This window comes from Pseudomonas sp. 2,4-D, assembly GCF_030418155.1.
GTDB lineage: Bacteria > Pseudomonadota > Gammaproteobacteria > Pseudomonadales > Pseudomonadaceae > Aquipseudomonas > Aquipseudomonas alloputida.
The window spans coordinates 1-1362 of record NZ_JAUHUI010000085.1 but is presented as its reverse complement, the minus strand read 5'-3'; the positions used below and the strand labels follow the sequence as shown (position 1 = coordinate 1362).

The window sequence follows — 1362 nt, the reverse complement described above, 5'->3', positions numbered from 1 at the left end:
AATCCAACCCTTGGGGGATCTATGGGTAAGTACACCGAGCAATTCAAGCTCACAGCGATCACAGCCTACCTGGACGGCAGCAACGGTTTCCGAAAGGTGGCTCAACACTTAGGTATCGATTTCAGTCTGCTTCGACGCTGGGTGGCCAGATATCAGGCCAATAATGGCATTGGTCCAGGCTCGCATGGGCGGCGCTATAGCAGTGATTTCAAGCAGCAGGTGCTTAGCTACATGCACGAGCATCGGCTTTCACTGCGCCAGACCGCTGCCCATTTTGGTCTTGGGCAGTCCTCTCAGATAGGCATTTGGCAGCGGCAGTACTACAGTGGCAGTCCTGCACCCTCTACTGCCATTAAGCCAAGAAAGCCAATCGACGTGTCGAAGAAGATCAAGCCTGTCAAACCCACCGATACCAGTGATGATCAGAAGTCTCGAGATCAGCTGATGGCTGAACTTGAGTACCTGCGCATGGAGAACGCTGTCCTAAAGGAGCTCAAGGCTCTGCGCGAGGAAAAGGAACGAACACGCGGGAAAAAGTCCTGATCGTTTCCAAACTCAAGCGCAGATTTCCTTTGCCTGACCTCCTTCAACTGGTCGAGCTGGCGCGCAGCACCTTCTACTACCAGCTCAAAGCTCAGCAGAAGCCAGATCGGCATGCTGAGCTCAAGGCATTGGTGCATCGCGTCTACCACGAGCAGAAAGGGCTTTATGGTTATCGCCGTATCGCACTCGTAATCAGGAAGGAAAAGCGGGTGAACAAGAAGGTCATTGAACGGCTGATGGCTGAGCAGGGATTGAAATCAGTAGTGCGCCCCAAGAAATACCGCTCCTATCGAGGTACCGTCGGTAAAGTGGCAGCGAATGTGCTGGAGCGAAATTTTGTTGCTCAACGCCCAAACCAGAAGTGGGTGACCGACGTAACCGAGTTCAAAGTAGCTCAACAGAAGCTTTACCTGTCGCCCGTGATGGATTTGTACAACGGCGAAATCGTGGCCTACGAAATGGCCAGCCGCCCGTGCTATAGCCTGGTTGGGAACATGCTTGGCAAAGCGCTCGATTGCCTGGGAGAGAAACCGAAGCTCGTGCTGCATTCGGATCAGGGATGGCATTACCAGCAGGCGCAATACCGCCGTAAGCTAAGCGAATGCGGGGTAAAGCAGAGCATGTCTCGAAAAGGCAATTGCCTGGACAATGCGGCCATGGAAAGCTTCTTCGGCACGCTCAAATCTGAGTTTTTCTACCTGAAGCGTTTCGAGAGCATTGATGAGCTGAGAGCGGGTCTGGATGAGTACATTCACTACTACAACCATGATCGCATCAAGCTGAGACTCAATGGCCTGAGCCCTGTGGAATACAGGGCTC

General features: G+C 53.0%; 1 protein-coding gene. It reads left to right on the top strand.

Features of this window, described 5'->3' with window-relative positions; genetic code table 11:
- Positions 1–21 precede the first annotated feature (21 nt).
- A protein-coding gene (locus tag QYE47_RS27200) for an IS3 family transposase (protein WP_110159977.1) occupies positions 22–1362 on the top strand; the annotation gives its coding sequence in 2 pieces (ribosomal slippage) (positions 22–495 and positions 498–1362; 1339 coding nt annotated over the 2 pieces). This gene is flagged as partial in the annotation.